Raw genomic sequence first — 20,240 nt, 5'->3', positions numbered from 1 at the left:
AGGCGCGGGCAGGCAGCCCGCGCCATGCGGAAAGACGTGTACCGCGGCCGTCAGCTCGACGGCTTGCGCGTCAGGATCGCAGCGAGCTGCGCACCGTTCGGGCTGCCGAGGCCCGTGCAGGCATCCCAGCCCTGCGCGGCCGCGTAGGTCCCGTTCGAGCCGTGCGTGATGTCGCGCAGCGCACCGGGATTCCTGTAGAGCACCGGATTGACCCAGCCGGCGGACGCCCCGCCCGCCGCACTCGCCGCCGCACTAGCCGCCGCGTTGATCCGCGCGATCAGCGCGGCCCACAGCGGCGCGACCGCACTCGTGCCGCCCATCACCGTGGCCGTGCCGGCGATCGACACTTCGTAGCCGGTCTGCGGCGATGCATCGCCGGCGACGTCCGGCACGCCGCGCTTCGCGAGCGGCACGCGGCTGCCGTCGGCCAGCGTCGCGGCAAGCCCCTGCTGCCACACCGGCAGGTCGAACAGCGTGCTGACACCGCCCCCGCCCGCGCCGCCGCCGGCTGCCTCGTCGTTCCACGTGACCTCGCTGCGAATGCCCTGCCCGGGCAGCGCGTCGAGCTGCGTGCCGCCGCAGCCGAGCACATATGGGCTCGATGCGGGGAAGTCGACATGATCGGCGCCGTCCTGCAACCCGTCGCCCGAGCCGCTGTCGCCGGAGGCCGCGCACACCGTGATGCCCTGCGCGGCCGCCGCCTGCAGCACGCGGTTGAACGCCTGCGCGGACTGCGCCTGCCAGATGGCCTCCGGGCCGCCCCAGCTGATCGAGATCACCGACGGTTTGTTGGTCCTGTCGCTGACGGCCGCGTTGACGGCCTGGATGAAGCCCGCGTCGCTGTTCGGCGCGAAATAGACGGCGATCTTCGCGGCCGGCGCGATCGCGCCGGCGATCTCGATGTCGAGCGCGACTTCACCGTCCGGACCGCTCGGATCGCCGGTCGGCGTGTTGCGGCCGGTGCCGACGTTGACGTCGACGAGCGTCGGCGGCTTCGTGATGCCGAGCCCGCGGAAATACTGCTGGATGTCCGCCGCGCGATAGCCGCCGCCGAGCTCGATGATCGCGATGCACTGCCCGGCGCCGTCCCCGGCCGGGAAGCCGTACAGCGATGCGAGCTGAACCGGGGTGAACGTGACGCCCGCCGCGCCGCCGCGCGCGGGCGTGAACGGCGGCCGCAGCCGGAAGTGCGGCCGCGCCTGCGGACGGCTGTCGAGGCCGAGCACGGCCGTGACGGCGTCGCCGAGATCGTCGGGCAGCGCGATCGGGCCGGAGCGGCCGCGATACTGGCCGATCGACCGATGCTCGAAGCGCTCGAGCTTGACGCCGAACGCGGCTTCGAACTGCTGGATCGTGCCGGACACCACGACGACGCTTTCGACCGGATCGACGCGATCGACCGTCAGCTGGTGGCGACGCGCGAAGTCCTCGGCCTTGCGAATGTCGTCAGGATTGGCGGAAAAACGTTGCGCAAAGGTTTCGCGCGACACCGGTTTCGCTTGCGCGTCGCCGGTGGCGAGCTGGTGAAGCAGCGTATCGAGTTGCCCTTCTTCCTGCCGCCGCAACATGATCGTGACGTGGATGCGTTCTGCCGGATCGCACGGCCCGAGGCACTTGGACTCGGCGACGATTCGGGGTTCACGGTCGGCGTGAAGATGCCTTGCCATGTTCAGACCCTCCTTGGTACCGCGTTGCACGGAACAGCCAGGAAATCGGACAGGGCCGGCGGGAGACGGTTCCGTTCGGTCGTTCGGGTTCGCGACAGCGCGAAGTAACAGGGAGTTTAGATCAGTCAGACGATTTGCGCGCACGCCCTTCTGCGGCGGGCGCACGCGCGGGCCGGCGTTGCGCGCGGCCCTCGTCGGATGCGGCGACGCGCCGCGCGACCTGCGCCGGCGCAGCGCCGCGGCGCCACTCAGTCCATCGACAGACGCAGCGCAAAGCCGATCAGCGCCGCGGAAAACGTCCACCGCTGCACCGTCTGCGCGAGCGGATGCGCACGCATCCACGCGGCGATCCGCGACGCGCCGAACACGCACGCGAGGTCGAAGCACACGCCGGCCGCCACCAGCAGCGCGCCCAGTTCGAACATCTGCAACACCACCGGCCCGGCCTCGGGGCGCACGAACTGCGGCAGCAGCACCGAGCAGAACAACAGCGCCTTCGGGTTCAGCAGGTTGGTGAGCAGGCCCTTCACGAACGACTGCCGCAACTCGCCCGCCGTGGCCGCCGCGTCGCCGTCGCCGAGCGCGAACACGGGCGAACGGAACACCTGGATCGCGACATACGCGAGATACAGCGCGCCGCCGTAGCGGATCACTTCGTACAGCCACGGCGCGCTGCGGATCAGCGCCGCGACACCGCAGGCGGACAGCGTCACGTGCGCGGTGCGCGCGAGCGACAGGCCCGCGGCGGCCGCCATTCCCGGCCGCACGCCGCGGCCGATGCTGGTCTGCAGCACGAGCGCCATGTCCGGCCCCGGCACCGCGTAGATGGCCGCCAGCGCGGCGAGATAAATCAACAGCAAATGCGTGGAAATCATGGTCTGCCCCTCTCCTCTTACGGCGATATGTTGCCGCTGGAGCGCGAGGGATTATTGGCCATCTTTGGCTCAGGATTGGCGATCCGTAGGGGAATCCGCCACAATCGTCGAATCCGCATCAGGAATCCGCCATCATGACCGAACTCGACAAGACCGACCGCGCCATCCTTGCCGCGGTGCAGCGCGACGGCCGCCTGCCGATCGCCCGCCTCGCCGACACCGTGGGCCTCTCCGAGACCCCTTGCGCGCGCCGCCTGAAGCGCCTCGAAAACGACGGCTACATCGAGCGATACCGCGCGCAGCTGTCGCGCCAGGCGCTCGGCTACGGCGTCGTTGCGTTCGTGCTCGTGCGGTTCGCGACGCACGACCGCAAGACCGCCGACCGCTTCGAGCGGGAAGTGCTCGGCATCGAGCGGATCCTGGCATGCCACAACGTGGCGGGCACCGCCGATTATCTGCTGCAGGTCGTGGCGCGCGATCTCGACGATTACGGCACGTTCCTGCGCGAATCGCTGCGGATGCTGCCGGGCGTGACGTCGATCGAATCGGCGCTGTCGCTGCGCGAGGTCAAGCACGACGCGGGGCTGCCGGTGCCGTGATGCCGGCACGTGCACGGTTCACGCAAGCCGGGCCCGACACCCGTTTCATCACTTCGACGCCCGTCGATGTGGGCCGCGTCGGGCCGCGCCGCCGCAACACTCGTTCACATTGTCGATGCCGGCCGGCTACGCGATGTCGGTCGGCTGGTGCGCGCGTTCCAGATCTTCTAGAAACGCTTCCACGAGCGGATTGCCGCGCCCGTTGCGGGCGACGACCATGTGGAACGTGACGTCGTAGCGCAGTTGCTCCGGATTGAGCGGCGCGAGCAGCCCCTGCGCGACGTAGGGCGCCGCGAAATGCTGCGGCAGGTAGCCGAGGTGGTGGCCGGACAGGATCAGCAGCGCGACGGCCTCCATGTTGTCGGCCGTCGCGGTCACGCGGTCGGGCGTCGTCGACATCTGCGCTTCGGGCAGCGGATACGAGCGCCACGCCCATTCGAAACCCGCGACGTCGGCCGGCGTCAGCGCGCCCGCGCCGTCGAACAGCGGATGGCCACGCCCGCAGTACGCGACCTGGCGCTCGATGAACAGCGGCGTGTAGTGCAGCGACGGCACCCGGTGCCAGAAGTAGCCGACCGCGATCTGGATCTCGTCGCTCAGCAGCTTCTCCTCGAGATCGCCCGGCGCCCGCACGGAGATCGAGAAGCGCACGGCCTCGTCGCGCGTGCGGAACGCGGCGATCGCCTCGGCGATCCGCGCGTTCTGGCTCACCGGCGTATGGCCGATCAGGCCGATGTGCAGCGTGCCGACCAGCTGGCGGTCCATGTGCCGCGCGGCCATCCCGAATTCGTCGAGCGCCGCGAGCAGCTTGCGGCTCATCGCGTGGAACCGCTCGCCCTTCGGCGTGAGCCGGAAACCGCTGCGGCCGCGCTCGCAGAGCCGGTAGCCGAGCCGCGTCTCCAGCGACGAAAGCTGCGCGCTGATCGTCGACTGCCCGACGTTCAGCACGGCCTGCGCGGCCGACACGCCGCCCGCATCCGTGACCGCGAGAAACACGCGGATCAACCGCAGATCGAGGGTCGACAGATTCCCCAGCACGTTCATCCCCTTCCATACATCGATGAAAATCGATGTTTACGTCGATATCTTCGCATTCTTCTTTCCCGGCGGAGCGCGTAAAACTGTGCGCCAGGCCGCGTCGCATGATACGGCAACCCCACATCGGAAGAGACAGCCCATGAACGACCACACCCATTTCCAGCCGCTCGGCGGCAATGAAATGCCGCGCTGCGGCGGCATCGCGACGATGATGCGCCTGCCGCACGTGGCGAGCGCCGAAGGCCTCGACGCCTGCTTCGTCGGCGTGCCGTTCGACCTCGGCACCTCCAACCGCACCGGCGCACGCTTCGGCCCGCGCCAGATCCGCACCGAATCCGTGCTGCTGCGCCCGTACAACATGGCCACGCGCGCCGCGCCGTTCGATTCGCTGCAGATCGCCGACATCGGCGACGTCGCGATCAATCCGTACAACCTGCACGATTCCATCGCGCGCATCGAAGCCGCGTACGACGCGATCCTCGAGCATGACTGCAAGCCGATCACGCTGGGCGGCGACCACACGATCGCGCTGCCGATCCTGCGCGCGATCCACCGCAAGCACGGCAAGGTTGCATTGATCCACGTCGATGCACACGCCGACGTGAACGACACGATGATGGGCGAAAAGATCGCGCACGGCACGCCGTTCCGCCGCGCGGTCGAGGAAGGCCTGCTGCACGGCGACAAGGTCACGCAGATCGGCCTGCGCGGCACCGGCTACGCGGCCGAGGATTTCGACTGGTGCCGCGAGCAGGGCTTCCGCGTCGTCCAGGCCGAGGAATGCTGGAACAAGTCGCTCGCGCCGCTGATGGAAGAAGTGCGCGCGCGCGTCGGCGATACGCCCGTCTACATCAGCTTCGACATCGACGGCATCGACCCGGCCTACGCGCCGGGCACCGGCACGCCGGAAATCGCGGGCCTCACGGTGCCGCAGGCGCTCGAGATCATCCGCGGCGCGAAGGGGCTGAACATCGTCGGTTGCGATCTCGTCGAAGTCGCGCCGCCGTACGACCCGTTCGGCACCACGGCGCTGCTCGGCGCGAACCTCGCCTACGAGCTGCTGTGCGTGCTGCCGGGCGTCGCGTATCGCGACTGATTCCCGCGCCACCCCTATTCCAAAATCAAAGGATTCCAGAGGAGCACATATCAAGATGGGGACTTCCGTCAAGCAACCCAAACGGGCCGCGCTCGCGTCGTTCGTCGGCACCACGATCGAGTGGTACGACTTCTATAGCTACGCGACCGCCGCCGCCATCGTGTTCGGGCCGCTGTTCTTTCCCGGCGAAAACCGCTTCATCAGCCTCCTCGCATCGTTCGGCTCGTTCGCAGTGGGCTTCTTCGCACGGCCGCTCGGCGGCGTGATGTTCGGCTATCTCGGCGACCGCTTCGGCCGCAAGCGCTCGCTGCTCGCGACGCTGATGCTGATGGCGGTGTCGACGGTCGCGATCGGCCTGCTGCCGACCCATGCGCAAGCCGGTGTGATTGCACCGGTCCTGCTCGTGCTGATGCGGGTGCTGCAAGGCATCGCGGTCGGCGGCGAATGGGGCGGCGCGGTGCTGCTCGCCGGCGAGCATGCGCCGGAAGGCAAACGCACGTTCTTCGCGTCGTTCGCGCAGCTCGGCAGCGCGAGCGGCCTGATCCTGTCGATGCTCGCGTTCGGCGCGATCAGCACGCTGTCGAAGGAAGACATGATGAGCTGGGGCTGGCGCGTGCCGTTCCTCGCGAGTTCCGTGCTGCTGATCGTCGGCTTCGTGATCCGCGCGAGCGTGTCCGAATCGCCCGAGTTCGAGGAAGTCAGGAAGAGCGGCAACATCGCGCAAAAACCGCTGCGCGAAGCGCTCAAGTACTGGCCGCTGCTGCTGCTCGCGATCGGCGCGAACGTGTACGGCATCGCCGGCGTGTATTTCAGCAACATCTTCATGATCAGCTACGCGACGCAGTTCCTGTCGCTCGACCGGTCGATGGTGCTGCATTGCATGACGATCGTCGCGGTGCTGCAGTTCGTCGTGCAGCTCGCGGCCGCGTTCCTCGCGCAGCGCTTCGGCACCACGCGCGTGCTGCTGATCACCGGCGCATGGGCCGCGATCGTCCCGTTCGTGATGCTGCCGCTCGTGCACATGGGCACGCCGCTGTCGATCACGGTCGGCGTCGGCCTCGCGACGCTCGCGGAGTCGGGCTACTACTCGGTGGTCGCGGGCTTCGTCAGCGGCATCTTCATCGCACGCATCCGCTACACGGCGATCTCGATCGCGTACCAGGTGTGCGGCGCGCTCGCCGGCGGCCTCACGCCGCTCGTCGCGACCATCATCGCGCAGAACACCGCGCCGCAATGGTGGCCGCTCGCGCTCCAGTACACGAGCGCCGCGCTCCTGTCGTCGCTGTGCGTGTGGTTGATCTCGCGCCGCGTCAGCATCGACGATGCCGGCGCGCCCGGCAAGACGAACGAGCCGCTGCCGCGCGGCGCACGCACGGCGTAACGCAAGTGCACGCATGACGCAAAACGGCCCGCTTCCGCGGGCCGCTTTTTTTGCCGTCCGATCTTCGATCGCAACGGCGGCGTGCAGCGCTCGCTGCGTTATTGCACCTGGCTGCGCAGCGTCTTCGCGGCAGCGACCATGTTCGTCAGCGCCGGAATCACTTCCGCCCACTGGCGCGTCTTCAGCCCGCAGTCCGGATTGACCCACAGACGCTCCGCCGGAATCCGTTCCGCCGCCTTCCTCATCAGGCCGACGATATGTTCCTGCGTCGGGATGTTCGGCGAGTGAATGTCGTACACGCCCGGCCCGATCTCGTTCGGATACTTGAAGTCGTCGAACGCGTCGAGCAGCTCCATGTCCGAGCGCGAGGTCTCGATCGTGATCACGTCCGCATCCATGTCGGCGATCGACGCGATGATGTCGTTGAACTCCGAATAGCACATGTGCGTATGGATCTGCGTGTCGTCCTGCACGCCGTTCGCGGTGATGCGGAACGACTCGACCGCCCACTTCAGGTACGCGCCCCATTGCGCGCGGCGCAGCGGCAGCCCTTCGCGCAGTGCAGCCTCGTCGATCTGGATCACGCGCACGCCGGCCTTCTCGAGATCGAGCACTTCTTCGCGGATCGCCAGCGCGAGCTGGTAGCACGACACCGAGCGCGGCTGGTCGTCGCGCACGAACGACCAGTTCAGGATCGTCACGGGGCCGGTCAGCATGCCCTTCATCGGCTTGTTCGTCAGCGACTGCGCATACGTGATCCATTCGACCGTCATCGCCTTCGGGCGGCTGATGTCGCCGAACAGGATCGGCGGCTTCACGCAGCGCGAACCGTACGACTGCACCCAGCCGAACTGGCTGAACGCGTAGCCGTCGAGCTGCTCGCCGAAGTATTCGACCATGTCGTTGCGCTCGGCTTCACCGTGCACCAGCACGTCGAGTTCCAGTGCTTCCTGCTCGCGCACGCTGCGTTCGATTTCAGCCTGCATCGCGGCCCGGTAGCCCGCATCGTCCAGCGCACCGGCCTTGAACTGGCTGCGCGCGTGACGGATTTCGCCGGTCTGCGGGAACGAGCCGATCGTCGTCGTCGGGAACGCCGGCAGCTTCAGGCGTGCCGACTGCTTCGACGCACGCTGCGTGTAGGGGCTCACGCGGTTGCCGAGCTGCGCGTCGATCCGGGCGATCGCGGCCTTCACCGCCGGGTTGTGCACGCGCGGCGAGTGGCGGCGCGAATGGATCGCGGCGGCGTTCGCGGCCAGTGCATCGGCCACCTTGTCGCGGCCTTCGTTCAGCGCGGTCGCGAGCACCTTCAGCTCGTCGAGCTTCTGCAGCGCAAACGCGAGCCACGAGCGGATTTCCGCATCGAGCTTCTCCTCGCTCGCGAGATCGACCGGCACGTGCAACAGCGAGCACGACGGGGCGAGCCACAGGCGATCGCCCAGTTGCTTCGCGAGCGGCTCGAGCCAGTCGAGCGTCGCGTTCAGGTCCGTCTTCCAGATGTTGCGGCCGTTGATCGCGCCAACCGACAGCACGCGCCCGGCCGGCAGTTCACGCACCAGCGCGTCGACTTCGTCGCGTGCGTTGATCGCATCGACATGCAGGCCGTCGACCGGCAGCGAACTCGCGAGCGCCAGGTTGTCCTGAAGCTGGCCGAAGTAGGTGGCGAGCAGCAGCTTGATGCGGCGCGTTTCCAGCGCCGCATAGGCGGTGCGCAATGCCTGACGCCACTCGGCGTCGAGTTCGGTGACGAGAATCGGTTCGTCGATCTGCACCCATTCGACGCCCTGCGCGGTCAGCGTGTCGAGCAGCGCGCCGTATACGGGCAGCAGCTTCGGCAGCAGCGCGAGGCGGTCGGAATCGTCCTTCGCCTTGCCGAGCCACAGGTACGTGACGGGGCCGAGGATGACCGGCTTCACGGCCACGCCCTGCGCCTGCGCTTCCGCCAGTTGCTGGAGCAGGCGCGACGGGTCGAGCGAGAAGTTCGTGTCCGCGTGGAATTCCGGCACGATGTAGTGGTAGTTCGTATCGAACCACTTCGTCATTTCACCGGCGGAGACCCCACCGCAGCACGCTGCATGCTCGTCCGCCGACTGCGCCGAACGGCCGCGCGCGACACGGAAATAGTTGTCGAGCACATCGCCGTGGAAACCCTGCACGCGCTTCGGCAGGTTGCCGAGCGTGAAGCTCATGTCGAGCACCTGATCGTAGAACGCGAAGTCGCCGATCGGGGCCAGGTCCAGGTCGCGCTGGTCGTTCCAGTGACGCTTGCGCAGCTCGGCGCCGAGCGCCTTCAGCTCGTCGCGCGACGATTCGCCCTTCCAGTAGCGTTCGAGACCGAACTTGAGTTCGCGCTTCGCACCGATGCGCGGAAAACCGAGGTTGTGTGTCGTGACCATGAGCTGCCGTCCAGAAGAAGTGAAGATCCGGCAGCCATCATAGGGATTTCATCTCATGAAATAAAATGGCATTATTTCATTCATCCATTAAATCCGTTCATGTATCCGTTGCACGAGCGATATCCATGCTGGAACGATTCCATCTCGTCGTGATCCGTGAAGTCGAGCGCCAGGGCTCACTGACCGCGGCCGCCCACGCGCTGCACCTCACGCAATCGGCACTCAGCCACACCGTCCGGAAAATCGAGCAGCAGCTCGGCACGCCGATCTGGGATCGGGAGGGCCGCGGCCTGCGGCTCACCCAGGGCGGGCAGTATCTGCTGAAGCTGGCGAACCGGCTGCTGCCGCAGTTCGAGCTCGCCGAGGAGCGGATGAAGCAGTACGCGAAGGGCGAGCGCGGCACGCTGCGCATCGGGATGGAGTGCCACCCGTGCTACCAGTGGCTGCTGAAGGTCGTGTCGCCGTACCTGTCGCGCTGGCCCGACGTCGACGTGGACGTGAAGCAGCGCTTCCAGTTCGGCGGCATCGGCGCCCTGTTCGGCCATGACATCGACGTGCTCGTGACGCCCGATCCGCTGAACAAGCCGGGCCTGCGCTTCGACCCCGTGTTCGACTACGAGCAGGTGCTGGTGGTCGCCGATTCGCACCGGTTCGCGAACGCCGATTACGTGACGCCCGAACAGCTGACCGACGAGATCCTGATCACCTATCCGGTCGAAACCGACCGGCTCGACATCTACAACCAGTTCCTGACGCCGGCCGGCATCGTGCCGAGGCGGCACAAGTCGATCGAGACGACCGACATCATGCTGCAGATGGTGGCGAGCGAGCGCGGCGTGGCCGCGCTGCCGAGATGGCTTGCCGACGAATACGCCGACCGGATGCCGGTCGTGCCGGTCAAGCTCGGCAAGAAGGGGATCGCGAAGCAGATCTTCCTCGGCATCCGCGAAGCGGACGCATCGATCGACTATCTGGCCGCGTTCGTCGCGCTGGCGCGCGAATCGACGGGGAGCGCGCCACGCATGCTGCGCTAGGCGTGCCCCGTTGCCGTGCGCGTCAGGCGGCGCGCATGGCGATGCGCTCGCCGCGCTCGACCCATGCGCCGAACAGGAGGCCGATCGTCGTCCACATGATCACCTGCATGCCGATGGCCGCCACGCGGAACTTCCACAGCAAGGCCGCCGGGAAATCGGCCGGCAACTCGCTGACAGACGGCAACCCGATCTGCACGGCCGCGATGATCGCGACGAACACGAGCCCGGCGACGATCGACGCGTTCCACTGGCCGAGCTTCGCCAGCAGATGGCGGCGCACGCTGACCGAGAACACCATCGTCGCGACGGAGATCGCGATCATCAGGAAGAACAGGCCGGTGCGATAGCCGATCGTGTCGGGGTCGCCGACCGACGGCGGATTGGCCGGGTACTTGAGGTTCGGCACGATCACGAGCGCGATGAACGCCGCCAGCGCGAGCCACGCGGCCAGCGGACGGGCCGGGAGGCGGCTGCCTCGCCCGTAGGCATACGCGAAGACCAGCGAGAACAGCCCGCCGAATGCCGCGCCATAGGTCACGACGCCCGTCAGCAAGCCGAGGCCGGCCTGCGTGTGGCGGCTGACCAGCTCCGGCTCCGGTGCGTCGCCCTTGGCGGCGTCGGTTTTTTCTTCAAAGGAGATTGCCTGATCGACTTGCGGTTCGCCGACGACCTTCGCGAAACCGAACGTGAGGAGGCCTGCGGCGATGCCTGCGAGCATCCCGCGCATGAGCAGCTTTCCGACCATCGTGAACTCCGCGTCAGTGGCAGGGGAAGCCGAGCAGGTGGCGGCCGTCGTGGACGAATTCGTGGACGTACATGCCCGGCACGAGCGACGTCGCACCTTGTTCCGCGCCGACGAAATAAAGCGCGAGCAACAGGATCAGGCCGACGAACACGGCCCACGGCAACAGTTCACGGACGGGAATGGGCGCCGGCACGACCGCCGGCTTCAGCACTGCTTCGCTCATGGATGCACCTCAGGGGAATCGCGCCCCGACAAATGTTGGATGGGTACGAAGGCAGGTCTGGCTTCCGGGATCATCGATCACCGGTTACAGTGGCGCGACCGCGCCGGGCTTGCACCGGCTTCCGCGCTTCGTATCGGGCGAATTGTACGCGCGAACGTTCGCGTATTGAAGCGGTGTCAGGCGAACACGTGCGCCCGTCCCGGATCATCCGAAAACCGACATGAACATGCCTACCTCGCTGCGCCTGATCGCACACGCATCGACCCGGGCGATGCGCACCGGCGCGTTTCCCGACGACGATCCGCTCGATACACGCGGGCTCGCCGAAGCCGCTGCGCTACGCGGCCGATGGGCAGGTACCGCCGGCGCGCTCCTGCTGTGCAGCCCCGCATGCTGCGCGCGGCAGACCGCCGATGCGCTCGGACTTCATGTCGACATCGACGACGCACTGCGCGACATCGATTACGGCAACTGGCGAGGCCAGCGCCTGCACGACCTCGCACGCGACTTGCCGGACGAACTGGATGCGTGGATCGCAGACCCGTCGGCGTCGCCGCACGGCGGTGAATCGTTCGAAGCAGCCATGCACCGCGTCGGCACGTGGTTGAACGGGCTGCGGCACGATCGCGACATCGTCGCAATCACGCATGCGCCGATCGTCCGCGCGGCCATCGCCCATGTGCGGCGGATGGATTCGAAGGCAGCGGCCCGCATCGACGTCGCGCCGCTGTCCTGCACGACGCTTGTTGCGTCACCGAACGGATGGACGTTGAGCGCGGACGGCAACGCGTAGAGCGCCATTGCGCTCACTATGTGGACGACGATGCGGGCTGGCACGTCACGTTGCGCATACACACCTTCAATCGCCTTACACGTCGGCAAGACACGCCGTTCGTGGTCCCGACTGTCATCAAACTGACTGCTGGCCGCAGATAGGATCGGACGCGGTTCCCTCACGAGATGGCGTCATGAATCAACCTGCTTCGTCCGCACCGAACAACCCGGGCTCCGTCGAACGCACCAGACAGGTCGGCTATGCCGTCTTCCTGCTGGTGCTGGCGCTCGGCGCACTCTATATCGCCACGCACCTGATCGACGATCTGTCGCCGATCCGCGAAGGCAAGCTGTTCCCGTACCTGCTGCTCGGCGCGGCGCTGCTGATCGCGCTCGGCTTCGAATTCGTCAACGGCTTCCACGACACCGCGAACGCGGTCGCCACCGTGATCTATACGCACTCGCTGACGCCGAACGTCGCGGTGATCTGGTCCGGCATGTGGAACTTCCTCGGCGTGATGGTCTCGAGCGGTGCCGTTGCGTTCGGCATCCTGCAGTTGCTGCCGGTCGAGCTGATCCTGCAGGTCGGCAGCGGCGCGGGCTTCGCGATGGTGTTCGCGCTGCTGATCGCCGCCATCATGTGGAACCTCGCGACCTGGTATTTCGGGTTGCCGTCGTCGAGTTCGCATACGCTGATCGGTTCGATCATCGGCGTAGGGCTGATGAACCAGCTGATGCACGGGCCGTCCGGCACGAGCGGCGTCGACTGGGGCCAGGCGCTCGGTGTCGGCAAGTCGCTGCTGTTCTCGCCGATCGTCGGCTTTCTGTGCGCAGCGCTGCTGCTGCTCGTGCTGAAGACGCTCGTGCGGGTTCCGGAGTTGTACAAGGAGCCGCCGAAAGACCAGCCGCCGCCGTTCTGGATTCGCTGCCTGCTGATCCTGACCTGCACGGGCGTGTCGTTTGCGCACGGGTCGAACGACGGGCAGAAAGGGATGGGGCTCATCATGCTGATCCTGATCGGCACGGTGCCGACCGCCTATGCGCTGAACAAGGCCGTCACGCCGGCCGAGACGCAGACCTTCGTGGCGGTCGCGAACCAGGCGGCCGCGACGTTCGGGAAGTACACGAACGGCGTCGCGCCGTCCGCGAACCCGCGTGCCGACGTCGAGCGCTACGTGCAGCATCGCGAACTGACGCCCGCGGTGCTGCCGGCCGTCCAGCAGCTGTCGACGTCGCTCGCGACCGCGGTCGGCGCGTCGGGCTCGATGGCAGCCGTGCCGCAGCGCGACGTCGACAACGTGCGCAACACGATGTATCTGGTATCCGAAGCAATCCGCCTGATCGAGAAGTCGGGTCAGCCCGCGTTCGCGGCCGACGACAAGCTGGCGATCGACAACTATCACAAGCAGCTCGACCACGCGACCAAATTCATTCCGACGTGGGTGAAGGTTGCCGTCGCGATCGCGCTGGGCCTCGGCACGATGGTCGGCTGGAAGCGGATCGTCGTGACCGTCGGCGAGAAAATCGGCAAGCAGCATCTGACGTACGGACAAGGCGCATCGGCCGAACTCGTCGCGATGCTGACGATCGGCGCCGCCGACGTGTACGGATTGCCCGTGTCGACGACACACGTGCTGTCGTCGGGGGTCGCGGGCACGATGGCGGCGAACGGCTCCGGGCTGCAGTGGAGCACGGTGCGCAGCCTCGTGCTCGCGTGGGTGCTGACGCTGCCGGCGTCGATCGCGCTTGCCGGCGGGCTCTACTGGTTGTTCCGGTCGGTGGCTTGATTCACGTTGCGACGGGTGGCCGGTGTGAGCCGGCCGCCTGTCGTGGAAGATTCGCCGCTCGCTTCTTCGCTTCTTCGCTTCTTCGCTTCTTCGCTTCTTCGCCTCTCCGCACTGATACGTCGCCGCCTTCGATGTGTCCGTGCGCGTCCCGTGCCTTTCCCTCTTGCTTCCGGATTGAAGCGCAAGATCTGGAGCGCATCGGCAAACGAACGTCGCTAGACTGGGTTCATCGACTTTCTTCGTGGCTCCAACCGTGCACGCAATGCTTCCGGGCATTCCGCTCGACTCGGCGCCACATCGCTGACGAACCAAGGGACGCCCGTGAACATCGCCGATCTGCAGCCTGCCGTCGAATCGCCGGACATCGCACAACGCGTCGACGCCATCGACTGGCCGACTGTCGGCGCCGAGCTCGATCGCTATGGATGCGCGCGTGTGCCAGGCCTGATTTCGACGAACGAATGCGATGCGCTCGCGTCGCTCTATCCGCGGGATGCGCTTTATCGTTCACGCGTCGTGATGGCGCGGCACGGATTCGGCCGCGGCGAATACAAGTATTTCGCGTACCCGCTGCCCGCAGTCATTGCCGAGCTTCGCACGACGATCTACCCGCATCTCGCACCCATCGCGAATCGCTGGAACCAGGCACTCGGAATCGACGTCCGCTATCCGAACGACCACACGACATTCCTCGATCGCTGCCGGGCGGCGGGGCAGACGCGACCGACGCCGCTGATCCTGCAATACGGTCCCGACGACTACAACTGTCTCCATCAGGATCTTTATGGCGAGCACGTGTTTCCGCTGCAGGCCGCGATCCTGCTGTCGGCGCCGGGCCGCGATTTCACGGGCGGGGAATTCGTGTTGACGGAACAGCGGCCACGCATGCAATCACGGGCGGAAGTGGTGCCGCTGATGCAAGGCGACGCGGTGATCTTCGCCGTGCATGGCAGACCCGTGCAGGGGACGCGCGGCGTCTATCGCGTCAACCTGCGCCACGGCGTGAGCCGGATTCGCAGTGGCCACCGCCACACGGTCGGCATCATCTTTCATGACGCGCAGTGACGGCAGCGAGGACGAGCGTGGTGCGGTCCCGACGTTCGTCACGCGGATGATTTCCGGTTCGCGCTGGGTGCACCGCGCTACGCTACTGCCCCCCACGCCCGCAGCAGCAACAAAGGGCCGACTGCGCTGACCGTCAGGCCATCGCAACCACCACAACGGATCGACGTTTCGGGTGAGCGACGAAAAACAGTCGCGCTCACCTGTCGCGGTGCAAATTGGATGCGTCGTTCGACCTACCCTCGCGCCACACTCGCCCGCAGCCGGTCGCCTGCATCGGAGGCCAGCCGCGCATAACCCGGCAACGTCAGCAGCGCGAGCACGCCGGCCGCGACGAATGCCCAGCGGAAATCGTCGAGCACGTAATGCATGCCGGCGGCATCGCCGCGCACCAACGCCGCGAGCCGCAGCGACAATGCACCGAACGCGATCCCCATCCCGATCGTCATCTGCTGTGCGGCACTCCACAGCGTGCTGGCTGCACTCGTCTGATGAGCCGGGATATCCGCATAGGCGAGTGTCGCGAGCGTCGTGAACTGCATCGACCGCGTGAGTCCGTAGACGAATACGACGAGCAGCGTGATTGCCAGCGGCGTCGACGCGGTCAGCCAGCCGCACGCAATCGTGAAGATGCCGACAATTGTCACGTCGACGAGCGCAACGCGCCGGAAACCATATCGGTCGAGAATCCACGACGTTCCCGCCTTCATCCCCAGATTGCCGAGCGCACTCGCGAGCAGCAACAGGCCGGACTGGAACGGCGACAACCCGAAGCCGATCTGGAACAACAGCGGCAGCAGGTACGGCACGGCGTTGATCGCCATCCGCGTGATCGAGCCGGAGATCACCGTCACCGAGAAGGTCGGCACCTTCAGCGTGGTGAAGTCGAGCAGCGGATGCGCGCAGCGTCGCGCATGCCACCACGCAGCCGCGCCGAACAGCACACTCGCCCCCACCAGGACGCCCGCGCGCGTGAAGTCGACATCCTGCTGGCCGGCCGCTTCGGTACCGATCAACAGACAAGTCAATGCACCACCGGCCAGCACGAATCCAGCCCAGTCGAGCGGCCGTTGCTCGTCGGCCCGCGTGTTCCGGACGATTAGCCAGGTACAGACGAGCGCGGCAATACCGAACGGGACGTTCAGCAGGAAGATCCAGCGCCATGACGCATAGGTCGTGATGAAGCCACCGATCGGCGGCCCGACGACCGGCGCGACGATGCCCGGCCACGTGATCGTCGCGATCGCTCGCATCAGCTTCGCCTTCTCGGTGCTGCGCACGACGATCATCCGTCCGACCGGCACCATCATCGCCCCGCCGACGCCCTGCAGTAGCCGTGCAGCCGTGAACGTCACGACACCTTCGGACAGCCCGCACAGCACCGACGCACCGGTAAAGACGACAATCGCACTCGCGAATACCGTACGCGATCCATAGCGGTCCGCGATCCAGCCGCTGATCGGGATGAACACCGCCAACGCGAGCATATAGGCGGTCATCCCGAGGCTCAGCGCGTTCGGACCGACACCGAACGAATGCGCCATTTGCGGCAGCGCGGTCGCGATCACGGTCGTGTCGAGGTACTCCATGAAGAACGTTGCGGCGACGAGATACGGCAAGAAGTCGGTCGTCCGACTACCTTGGGCAGGGCTGTCAGTCATGAACTGTGCGAGAGACGGAATACGGAGGATACCGACCGCCAGCGGACGCCTGAAAGCACTGGGAATCGGGACGAATGGCGATATTACCCCGAAGGGCCTGCTCCCCGCTCTGCAGCGCATGCCGTGCGAACGGACTTTATGCGCATAGATTTTTATGACGATTTCGTGGTGCGTTCGCAGAAGGGTTCACGCCGATCAGGTCGACAGGGCTCGTCGAAAGACCGGCGGATGAAGCAGGGAATTTTGCCAGAAGGCGACATTTATCGACCATCTTCGGCGAACGTCGCGCATCATCGATCATCAAAACATCGCCACTGGATGTATCGACATCGACCGGACGCTAACTGAAGGTGGATCGGCGTGGTCCGCAGAGAACGTACCGAGGATATCAACGATGCTTGGTGGCGGATTGCTCGGGGATGGCAGATCCTGATCCACGACCGTCGGCCGCCTCGGCTCCGTTCGCAGTATTGCTTACGCCTGTGCCGTGCATTTCCGCCGCCGAAATGCAAAAACCCCCGCCTTTCGGGCGGGGGTTTCTAGCTTAGGGAGCCTGACGATTACCTACTTTCACACGGGAATCCGCACTATCATCGGCGTAGAGTCGTTTCACGGTCCTGTTCGGGATGGGAAGGGGTGGGACCGACTCGCTATGGTCATCAGGCAAAGAGGGTTGTTCTGCTGGCATGGCCAACAGAACCAATCTTGGAAGAAGCAGTAATTTTGAGTTGTGTGTATCACACACGAGAATCCAACCGTCCGACGCGCTCTGTAGCGCGAAACAGACTTGTTATAGGATCAAGCCTTACGGGCAATTAGTATCAGTTAGCTGAACGCATTACTGCGCTTACACACCTGACCTATCAACGTCCTGGTCTCGAACGACCCTTCAAGGGGATCTAGTCCCCAGGGATATCTCATCTTAAGGCGAGTTTCCCGCTTAGATGCTTTCAGCGGTTATCTCTTCCGAACATAGCTACCCGGCGATGCCACTGGCGTGACAACCGGTACACCAGAGGTTCGTCCACTCCGGTCCTCTCGTACTAGGAGCAGCCCCCTTCAAATATCCAACGCCCACGGCAGATAGGGACCAAACTGTCTCACGACGTTTTAAACCCAGCTCACGTACCTCTTTAAATGGCGAACAGCCATACCCTTGGGACCGGCTACAGCCCCAGGATGAGATGAGCCGACATCGAGGTGCCAAACACCGCCGTCGATATGAACTCTTGGGCGGTATCAGCCTGTTATCCCCAGAGTACCTTTTATCCGTTGAGCGATGGCCCTTCCATACAGAACCACCGGATCACTATGACCTGCTTTCGCACCTGCTCGACTTGTCGGTCTCGCAGTTAAGCACGCTTATGCCATTGCACTATCAGCACGATTTCCGACCGTACCTAGCGTACCTTCGTACTCCTCCGTTACGCTTTGGGAGGAGACCGCCCCAGTCAAACTGCCTACCATGCACTGTCCCCGACCCGGATCACGGGCCAAGGTTAGAACCTCAAACAAACCAGGGTGGTATTTCAAGGACGGCTCCACCGAAACTAGCGTTCCGGTTTCATAGCCTCCCACCTATCCTACACAGATCGGTTCAAAGTCCAATGCAAAGCTACAGTAAAGGTTCATGGGGTCTTTCCGTCTAGCCGCGGGTAGATTGCATCATCACAAACACTTCAACTTCGCTGAGTCTCGGGAGGAGACAGTGTGGCCATCGTTACGCCATTCGTGCAGGTCGGAACTTACCCGACAAGGAATTTCGCTACCTTAGGACCGTTATAGTTACGGCCGCCGTTTACCGGGACTTCAATCAAGAGCTTGCACCCCATCATTTAATCTTCCGGCACCGGGCAGGCGTCACACCCTATACGTCCACTTTCGTGTTTGCAGAGTGCTGTGTTTTTATTAAACAGTCGCAGCCACCAGTTTATTGCAACCCCTTCACCCTCCTGGCGCAGGCCAGTCAAGCTACAAGGGCGTACCTTATCCCGAAGTTACGGTACCAATTTGCCGAGTTCCTTCTCCCGAGTTCTCTCAAGCGCCTTAGAATACTCATCTCGCCCACCTGTGTCGGTTTGCGGTACGGTCATCGTTAGACTGAAGCTTAGAGGCTTTTCTTGGAACCACTTCCAATTGCTTCGCTTCCGAAGAAGCTCGCGCCACACCCTTGAATTACGCACCCGGATTTGCCTAAGTGCCTTCTCCAATGCAGCGACCGGGACTTCCAACACCCGGACAACCTTCCGCGATCCGTCCCCCCATCGCATCTAACAATGGTGCAGGAATATTGACCTGCTTCCCATCAGCTACGCATTTCTGCCTCGCCTTAGGGGCCGACTCACCCTACGCCGATGAACGTTGCGTAGGAAACCTTGGGCTTACGGCGAGGGGGCCTTTCACCCCCTTTATCGCTACTCATGTCAGCATTCGCACTTCCGATACCTCCAGCACCCTTTACAAGGCACCTTCGCAGGCTTACGGAACGCTCTCCTACCATGCGTGCAAGCACGCATCCGCAGCTTCGGTATATAGCTTAGCCCCGTTACATCTTCCGCGCAGGACGACTCGATCAGTGAGCTATTACGCTTTCTTTAAAGGGTGGCTGCTTCTAAGCCAACCTCCTGACTGTTTTAGCCTTCCCACTTCGTTTCCCACTTAGCTATATTTGGGGACCTTAGCTGGCGGTCTGGGTTGTTTCCCTCTTGACACCGGACGTTAGCACCCGATGTCTGTCTCCCGTGATTGCACTCTTCGGTATTCGGAGTTTGCTATGGCGGGGTAATCTGCAATAGACCCCCCAACCATGACAGTGCTCTACCCCCGAAGGTGAGACACGAGGCACTACCTAAATAGTTTTCGGAGAGAACCAGCTATTTCCAGGTTTGTTTAGCCTTTCACCCCTATCCACAGCTCATCCCCTAACTTTTCAACGTTAGTGGGTTCGGACCTCCAGTACGTGTTACCGCACCTTCATCCTGGCCATGGATAGATCACCTGGTTTCGGGTCTACGCCCAGCAACTGAACGCCCTATTCGGACTCGCTTTCGCTACGCCTGCCCTATACGGTTAAGCTTGCTACTGAACGTAAGTCGCTGACCCATTATACAAAAGGTACGCCGTCACCCCTTACGAGGCTCCGACTGTTTGTATGCATGCGGTTTCAGGATCTATTTCACTCCCCTCCCGGGGTTCTTTTCGCCTTTCCCTCACGGTACTGGTTCACTATCGGTCGATCACGAGTATTTAGCCTTGGAGGATGGTCCCCCCATCTTCAGACAGGATTTCACGTGTCCCGCCCTACTTGTCGCACACCTAGTTCTTTCATACTGTTTTCGCCTACAGGGCTATCACCTGCTATGGCCGCACTTTCCAGAGCGTTCGGCTAACAATACAAATAAAGAGTGCAAGGCTCATCCCATTTCGCTCGCCACTACTTTGGGAATCTCGGTTGATTTCTTTTCCTGCGGTTACTTAGATGTTTCAGTTCACCGCGTTCGCTTCACATGGCCTATGTATTCAGCCATGGATACTCCAAAAGGAGTGGGTTTCCCCATTCGGACATCTACGGATCAAAGCTTGTTTGCCAGCTCCCCGTAGCTTTTCGCAGGCTACCGCGTCCTTCATCGCCTGTGATCGCCAAGGCATCCACCACATGCACTTGTTCGCTTGACCCTATAACGAGTCTGTCTCGTTACAGGTTGAGTTCTCGCGTTGTGCCGTATTCCAATTGAGTCAAACATAGAGTTCGAATCATCTTGAGATACATCGATACAATCACAACCCGGATAGTTTCCACGTCCATCTCAAGACGCTTCCGCTATCCAAATTACTTACTTCTTCCAGATTGTTAAAGAACGACAGCCGATACTTTCGTACCGCTCTGACTGGCTCAATCGCCAATG

General features: G+C 64.1%; 14 protein-coding genes, 2 rRNA genes and 1 riboswitch. Of the genes, 7 read left to right on the top strand and 9 right to left on the bottom strand.

From position 1 onward, the window contains the following. Window positions 1-50 precede the first annotated feature (50 nt). Window positions 51-1,667: a S53 family peptidase gene (locus tag ABY44_RS27645; RefSeq protein ID WP_060170480.1), complete on the bottom strand. Its 1,617-nt coding sequence runs from the start codon at window positions 1,665-1,667 to the stop codon at window positions 51-53. Window positions 1,668-1,915: 248 nt separating this feature from the next. Further along, window positions 1,916-2,542: a LysE family translocator gene (locus tag ABY44_RS27640; protein WP_027790530.1), complete on the bottom strand. Its 627-nt coding sequence runs from the start codon at window positions 2,540-2,542 to the stop codon at window positions 1,916-1,918. Window positions 2,543-2,676: 134 nt separating this feature from the next. Between ABY44_RS27640 and ABY44_RS27635 the strand changes: the two genes are divergently transcribed. Next, the gene (locus ABY44_RS27635) at window positions 2,677-3,141 is read left to right on the top strand and encodes an Lrp/AsnC family transcriptional regulator (RefSeq protein WP_027790529.1); all 465 of its coding nucleotides are present in this window, start codon (window positions 2,677-2,679) and stop codon (window positions 3,139-3,141) included. Between the two features lie 126 nt (window positions 3,142-3,267). Here ABY44_RS27635 and ABY44_RS27630 read toward each other — a convergent pair whose 3' ends face one another. Then, window positions 3,268-4,179: a LysR family transcriptional regulator gene (locus ABY44_RS27630; protein WP_027790528.1), complete on the bottom strand. Its 912-nt coding sequence runs from the start codon at window positions 4,177-4,179 to the stop codon at window positions 3,268-3,270. Window positions 4,180-4,318: 139 nt separating this feature from the next. Between ABY44_RS27630 and speB the strand changes: the two genes are divergently transcribed. Next, window positions 4,319-5,275: an agmatinase gene (gene speB, locus ABY44_RS27625; RefSeq protein ID WP_011353980.1), complete on the top strand. Its 957-nt coding sequence runs from the start codon at window positions 4,319-4,321 to the stop codon at window positions 5,273-5,275. 55 nt (window positions 5,276-5,330) lie between these two features. After that, on the top strand, window positions 5,331-6,656 hold the full coding sequence (locus ABY44_RS27620; RefSeq protein ID WP_060170476.1) for an MFS transporter: 1,326 nt from the start codon (window positions 5,331-5,333) through the stop codon (window positions 6,654-6,656). A 98-nt stretch (window positions 6,657-6,754) separates the two neighbouring features. Here the strand turns inward: ABY44_RS27620 and metE are convergent, their stop codons facing one another. Then, a complete protein-coding gene (gene metE / locus ABY44_RS27615) occupies window positions 6,755-9,049 on the bottom strand; it encodes a 5-methyltetrahydropteroyltriglutamate--homocysteine S-methyltransferase (RefSeq protein WP_060170474.1) in 2,295 nt (764 codons plus the stop codon). 125 nt (window positions 9,050-9,174) lie between these two features. Here metE and ABY44_RS27610 point away from each other — a divergent pair, with 125 nt between their 5' ends. Next, complete coding sequence (locus ABY44_RS27610; RefSeq protein ID WP_059697053.1) at window positions 9,175-10,083, top strand: LysR family transcriptional regulator; 909 nt, start codon at window positions 9,175-9,177, stop codon at window positions 10,081-10,083. 22 nt (window positions 10,084-10,105) lie between these two features. Here the strand turns inward: ABY44_RS27610 and ABY44_RS27605 are convergent, their stop codons facing one another. Then, window positions 10,106-10,828 (bottom strand): CbtA family protein, encoded by a 723-nt coding sequence (locus tag ABY44_RS27605; RefSeq protein ID WP_060170472.1) that lies wholly within the window; start codon window positions 10,826-10,828, stop codon window positions 10,106-10,108. 13 nt (window positions 10,829-10,841) lie between these two features. Beyond that, on the bottom strand, window positions 10,842-11,051 hold the full coding sequence (locus ABY44_RS27600; RefSeq protein WP_006488502.1) for a CbtB domain-containing protein: 210 nt from the start codon (window positions 11,049-11,051) through the stop codon (window positions 10,842-10,844). A gap of 33 nt (window positions 11,052-11,084) precedes the next feature. Continuing rightward, a riboswitch (cobalamin riboswitch) is annotated at window positions 11,085-11,222 on the bottom strand. Between the two features lie 49 nt (window positions 11,223-11,271). On the opposite strand from ABY44_RS27600, the gene ABY44_RS27595 reads away from it, so the two are divergent. From ABY44_RS27595 to ABY44_RS27585, 3 genes are all read left to right on the top strand, one after another. Beyond that, window positions 11,272-11,844, top strand: coding sequence for a histidine phosphatase family protein (locus ABY44_RS27595; RefSeq protein WP_060170470.1), 573 nt, complete (start codon window positions 11,272-11,274; stop codon window positions 11,842-11,844). Window positions 11,845-12,019: 175 nt separating this feature from the next. Beyond that, the gene (locus tag ABY44_RS27590; protein ID WP_060170469.1) at window positions 12,020-13,612 is read left to right on the top strand and encodes an inorganic phosphate transporter; all 1,593 of its coding nucleotides are present in this window, start codon (window positions 12,020-12,022) and stop codon (window positions 13,610-13,612) included. Between the two features lie 321 nt (window positions 13,613-13,933). Then, on the top strand, window positions 13,934-14,677 hold the full coding sequence (locus ABY44_RS27585) for a 2OG-Fe(II) oxygenase (protein WP_060170467.1): 744 nt from the start codon (window positions 13,934-13,936) through the stop codon (window positions 14,675-14,677). A 233-nt stretch (window positions 14,678-14,910) separates the two neighbouring features. Here ABY44_RS27585 and ABY44_RS27580 read toward each other — a convergent pair whose 3' ends face one another. The 3 genes from ABY44_RS27580 to ABY44_RS27570 all read right to left on the bottom strand — a co-directional run bounded on the left by ABY44_RS27580 (window position 14,911) and on the right by ABY44_RS27570 (window position 20,010). Continuing rightward, the gene (locus ABY44_RS27580; RefSeq protein ID WP_060170465.1) at window positions 14,911-16,335 is read right to left on the bottom strand and encodes an MFS transporter; all 1,425 of its coding nucleotides are present in this window, start codon (window positions 16,333-16,335) and stop codon (window positions 14,911-14,913) included. A 551-nt stretch (window positions 16,336-16,886) separates the two neighbouring features. Beyond that, a 5S ribosomal RNA gene (gene rrf / locus ABY44_RS27575) occupies window positions 16,887-16,999 on the bottom strand. Between the two features lie 130 nt (window positions 17,000-17,129). Then, a 23S ribosomal RNA gene (locus ABY44_RS27570) occupies window positions 17,130-20,010 on the bottom strand. Window positions 20,011-20,240 lie beyond the last annotated feature (230 nt).

Origin of the sequence: Burkholderia sp. ZZQ-2 (genome assembly GCF_050768715.1) — a bacterium.
GTDB classification, from domain to species: Bacteria; Pseudomonadota; Gammaproteobacteria; order Burkholderiales; family Burkholderiaceae; genus Burkholderia; species Burkholderia cepacia.
This window is presented reverse-complemented; position numbering and strand designations above follow the sequence as displayed.